Here is a 4,830-nt window from a genome sequence, read left to right as displayed (position 1 = left end):
GCGCCCGCCCGCCGCAGGCCCGCCCCTCGGGGACACGCGTCGCCTCTGGCCACCGCCGGGGCCGCCGTCGGCCGGGGCGCACGCGCCGGCTGGCTGATGGTCGCCCGGGGTGCGGGGTCGACGGCACGGTCGGTCGGCCGGGCCCGCGAGATCGAGCCGGGCCACCGCCGCGACGGCATCGCCCTGGCGCTGCTCGGCGTGGCAGTGGTGATCGCCGCGGGCTCGTGGTTCGACGCCGCCCGCCCGGTCGGCGAATGGATCGACACCGTCCTGCGGACCCTCGTCGGCTCCGCGGTGGTGCTGGTGCCCGGGCTGCTCGTCGCCGTCGCGGTGACGCTGATGCGCAGCGAACCCGACCCGGAGGCCCGGCCCCGGCTGATCCTCGGCGCGACGATGATCGCGCTGCCCGCCCTGGGGCTGTGGCACCTGTGGGCCGGTTCGCCTCAGGCGCCGACGGACCGCCGGCACGCCGCCGGCTTCGCCGGGTTCGCGATCGGCGGACCGCTGTCCGACGGGCTGACCGCCTGGATCGCCGCGCCGCTGCTGTTCATCGGCGTGCTGTTCGGGGTGCTGCTGATCACCGGCACCACGATCCGCGAGGTGCCCGCCACGGTGCGTGCGATGTTCGGGACCCGTCAGTTCCACGACGACGACGAGTACGACGAGTACGACGACGACTACGACGACGAGCCGGAAGACGCCGCAGCCGAGGACTTCTCCGACGGCTACTACGACGATCCGGCCGGCTATCTCGGAGACGAGCCGCAGGCGTGGCCGTCGGGCACCCCGATGGAGAACTACCCGCTCGACCCGCAGGACGCCGGCGATGCGCCGACGGTGCCCGAGCCGGCCGCCAAGCCGAAGCGCAAGAAGCCGGCCGCGGAGAAGAAGGCGGACCGGCCCGACACCGACACGCTGACACTCGACCGGGTGGTCGAGGGCCCGTACGTGCTGCCGCCGCTCGACCTGCTCATCGCCGGTGATCCGCCCAAGCGCCGCAGTTCGGCGAACGACCAGATGATCGACGCGATCAGCTCGGTGCTCGACCAGTTCAAGGTCGACGCGGCCGTCACCGGGTGCACGCGCGGACCGACCGTCACCCGCTACGAGGTGGAGTTGGGTCCGGGCGTGAAGGTCGAGAAGATCACGGCGCTGCACCGCAACATCGCCTACGCGGTGGCCACCGAGAGCGTGCGGATGCTGGCGCCCATCCCCGGCAAGTCGGCGGTGGGCATCGAGGTGCCCAACACCGACCGCGAGATGGTCCGGCTCGCCGACGTGCTGACCGACCCGAAGACCCGCCGCGACCACCACCCGCTGGTGATCGGCCTCGGCAAGGACATCGAGGGCGAGATGATCTCGGCGAACCTCGCCAAGATGCCGCACCTGCTGGTGGCCGGCTCCACCGGCTCGGGCAAGTCGAGCTTCGTCAACTCCATGCTGGTGTCGCTGCTGGCGCGGGCAACGCCCGAGGAGGTCAGGATGATCCTGATCGACCCGAAGATGGTGGAGCTCACCCCCTACGAGGGCATCCCGCACCTCATCACCCCGATCATCACCGAGCCCAAGAAGGCGGCCGCAGCACTGGCCTGGCTGGTCGAGGAGATGGAGCAGCGCTACCAGGACATGCAGGCGTCCCGCGTGCGGCACATCGACGTCTTCAACGAGAAGGTGCGCACCGGGGAGATCAGCACGCCGCTGGGCAGCGAGCGCGTCTACAAGCCGTACCCGTACATCCTGGCCATCGTCGACGAGCTGGCCGACCTGATGATGACCGCGCCGCGCGACGTCGAGGACGCGATCGTGCGCATCACCCAGAAGGCCCGCGCGGCGGGCATTCACCTGGTGCTCGCGACCCAGCGGCCGTCGGTCGATGTCGTCACCGGTCTGATCAAGACCAACGTGCCGTCCCGGCTGGCATTCGCCACCTCGTCGCTCACCGACAGCCGGGTGATCCTCGACCAGCAGGGCGCCGAGAAGCTCATCGGCATGGGCGACGGGCTGTTCCTGCCGATGGGCGCCAACAAGCCCATCCGGTTGCAGGGCGCGTTCATCACCGACGAGGAGATCCAGGCCGTCGTCGCCGCGACGAAGGAGCAGGCCGAGCCGGAGTACACCGAGGGTGTCACGGCGGTGAAGGCCGGTGAGCGCAAGGACGTCGACCCCGACATCGGCGACGACATGGACGTCTTCCTGCAGGCCGTGGAGCTGGTGGTCTCCTCGCAGTTCGGCTCCACCTCGATGCTGCAGCGCAAGCTGCGGGTCGGGTTCGCCAAGGCGGGCCGGCTGATGGACCTGATGGAGACCCGCGGCATCGTCGGGCCCAGCGAGGGCTCCAAGGCGCGCGACGTGCTGGTCAAACCGGACGAACTGGCCGGAACGCTGGCGCTCATCCGCGGCGGCAGCGACGCGGCAGGCGGAGACGCCGAGGACTAGCGCCTCAGCAGGTCTCGTAGCGCTGGGACAGCTCCCGTTCCAGCGGCAGCGCGGCGTGGTCGGCGTCGTGGCGGTAACAGCCGCCGACGATCACCTCGGCGGCGCCCTCACCGGTCTGCGCGGTCAACTCGACCGGCCGGCCGAAGCGGGTCAGCAGGTCGGCCACGGCGAAGGCGACCCGGCGGGCGTCCGCTCCGGCGCCGTAACCGTCCGGCAGCCCGATCTCGACGTCGGTCTCGGCCTGGCGGCCGCGCTCGGCCGGCACCGTGGTGGTGCCCCGCGCCTCCTCCGAACCGCCCACCGCCGCGCTGATCTCGCGCCAGGTCTGCAGGTCGGCGTCGCTCGGAGGCCGGGGCGTCGAGTAGTACGTGTGCGGATGCCGGTACGGCTCGGCCGGGAGCGAGATGCCCCACGACGCGTCGGCCAGTGCCGGATTGGCGGCCTGGGCCGCGAGGACCTCCGCCGAGGTGGCGTCCGGGCGCAGCGTCACGGTGATGCCGCGGCTGTCGCCGGACCCGTTCCACCTTGGCTGCGTCAACGCGACCCTGGCGGCGACCGGCGACCGCACTGTCCGCAGCCACACCGCGGCGCTGACCGCGACGGCGTCGGCATCGGCATTGCTGACGGTCGTCGAACGCCCGAACGAGAACGACGCCTCCGAGTACTCGAGGATGCCGGAGTTCTTCGGCGGCGGCGGGACGACGGGCAGGCGCAACGACAGTTCCGCGGAGTCCTCGGCCAGCCCGGTGCCGGTGGCGTGCTCGACGAAGTACCCGCCGACCTGTCTGACCTGCGGTTCGGTGATGCCGGGATCCAGCGTCACCGTCAGATCGAAGTTCTCCCCGTTGGTGAAGTCGTTGTGATAGCGCACCTCGGTGCCGGCCACCCCGGGCATCCCGCGGACATGACGGTCGAGGTCGCGCGCATCGTCCTCGCGGTTGGTCACGCAGCCCGCGGTGCACACGACGAACAGGATTGCGGGTATCGCGACGACGGGGCGCATCGCTAGAGAGTCAACAGCATTCGGGTGTTGCCCAGGATGTTCGGCTTGACATAGGACAGATCGAGGAATTCCGCGACGCCGGTGTCATACGAGCGGCACATCTCCTCGTAGACCTCCGCGGTGACCGGTGTGCCCTCGATCTCGGTGAACCCGTGCCTGCTGAAGAACTCGACCTCGAAGGTGAGGACGAAGATGCGTTGCAGCCGGAGCTCGCGGGCGACGTCGAGCAGGCGGTCCACCACCAGATGCCCCACTCCTCGTCCCCGCACCTTGGGGTGCACCGCCACCGTGCGCACCTCGCCGAGGTCCGCCCACAGCACGTGCAGGGCGCCGCAGCCGAGCAGCTCGCCGTCCACCTCGGCCACCCAGAACTCCTGCACCGCCTCGTAGAGCGTCACGAGGTTCTTCTCGAGCAGGATACGGCCCGCGTACACGTCGACGAGCTCTTTGATGGCGGGCACGTCGGAGGTCCGGGCGCGCCGCACCACGACCCCGCCGGGCTGCTGGGCGTCCGCTCCGCTCACAGCTGCGAGAGTATCCGCATCGGCAACCGATATTCTGTTGCGGTGCCGGGCCAACCCCATACCGATCCGGTGGTGCCGCGCGCCCGTGTCGCGAACCTCGCCAACGTCCTCACCGGTGTGCGGATGGCCCTCGTCCCGGTGTTCCTGGTCGCGCTGTTCGTCGGCGACGGTCATGAGATCTTCTGGCGGGTAATGGCTTTCACCGTGTTCACGGTCGCCGTCATCACCGACCGGTTCGACGGCGCACTGGCACGCAGCTACGGCATGGTGACCGAATTCGGCACCCTGGCCGACCCCATCGCCGACAAGGCGCTCATCGGCTCGGCGCTGGTCGGGCTGTCGATGCTCGGCGACCTGCCGTGGTGGGTGACGGCGGTGATCTTGGCCCGTGAGATCGGCGTCACGGTGCTGCGCTTCGCCGTGCTGCGTCACGGCGTGATCCCGGCGAGCCGGGGCGGGAAGCTCAAGACGCTGGTGCAGGGCGTGGCGATCGGGCTGTTCGTGCTGCCGCTACACGCCTGGCCCGGCCCGTGGCTGACCACCGCGTGGGTGATCATGTGGGCCGCGATCGTGCTCACCGTGCTCACCGGTGTGGACTACGTCGTATCGGCGATCAGGGACTCCCGTGGACGACCCGCTGGTCACTGAGGACGCCCGCGCGCTGGTGGCCGACCTCACCGTCCGCAGGCAGAGCGTCGCCACCGCCGAGTCGCTGACCGCGGGGTTGCTCGCCGCCACGCTTGCCGGGGTGGCCGGTGCGAGCGTGGTGCTGCGCGGCGGGCTGATCACCTACCACGAGGACACCAAGATCTCGCTGGCCGGGGTGCCGCCGCAGGTGCTGGAGGCCGTCGGTCCGGTCGCTGGGCC

At 70.7% G+C, this 4,830-nt stretch carries 5 protein-coding genes; 3 read left to right on the top strand and 2 right to left on the bottom strand.

Annotation, left to right across the window (positions count from 1 at the left end):
- Positions 1-2,436, top strand: a 2,436-nt coding sequence (locus Q2100_RS22610) for an FtsK/SpoIIIE family DNA translocase (RefSeq protein ID WP_407667676.1), incomplete at its 5' end; no start/stop codon positions are given.
- Between the two features lie 4 nt (positions 2,437-2,440).
- On the opposite strand, the gene Q2100_RS22605 is transcribed toward Q2100_RS22610, so the two are convergent.
- Together Q2100_RS22605 and Q2100_RS22600 are read right to left on the bottom strand one after the other, a co-directional pair.
- Positions 2,441-3,439, bottom strand: coding sequence for a hypothetical protein (locus tag Q2100_RS22605; RefSeq protein ID WP_302915858.1), 999 nt, complete (start codon positions 3,437-3,439; stop codon positions 2,441-2,443).
- Positions 3,440-3,441: 2 nt separating this feature from the next.
- Entirely contained in the window at positions 3,442-3,924 is a 483-nt protein-coding gene (locus Q2100_RS22600; protein WP_308214582.1) for an amino-acid N-acetyltransferase, read from the bottom strand.
- Between the two features lie 81 nt (positions 3,925-4,005).
- Between Q2100_RS22600 and pgsA the strand changes: the two genes are divergently transcribed.
- Positions 4,006-4,611 carry a CDP-diacylglycerol--glycerol-3-phosphate 3-phosphatidyltransferase gene (gene pgsA, locus Q2100_RS22595; RefSeq protein ID WP_302915856.1) on the top strand — a complete coding sequence of 202 codons (606 nt, stop codon included), beginning with the start codon at positions 4,006-4,008 and terminating at the stop codon, positions 4,609-4,611.
- On the top strand, positions 4,589-4,830 hold a 242-nt coding region (locus Q2100_RS22590), incomplete at its 3' end, for a CinA family protein (protein ID WP_302915855.1). The genes pgsA and Q2100_RS22590, both read left to right, overlap by 23 nt.

This window comes from Mycolicibacterium arseniciresistens, from assembly GCF_030519285.1.
GTDB lineage: Bacteria > Actinomycetota > Actinomycetes > Mycobacteriales > Mycobacteriaceae > Mycobacterium > Mycobacterium arseniciresistens.
The sequence above is the reverse complement of the archived record's forward strand: the minus strand, read 5'-3'. Positions and strand labels throughout refer to the sequence as shown.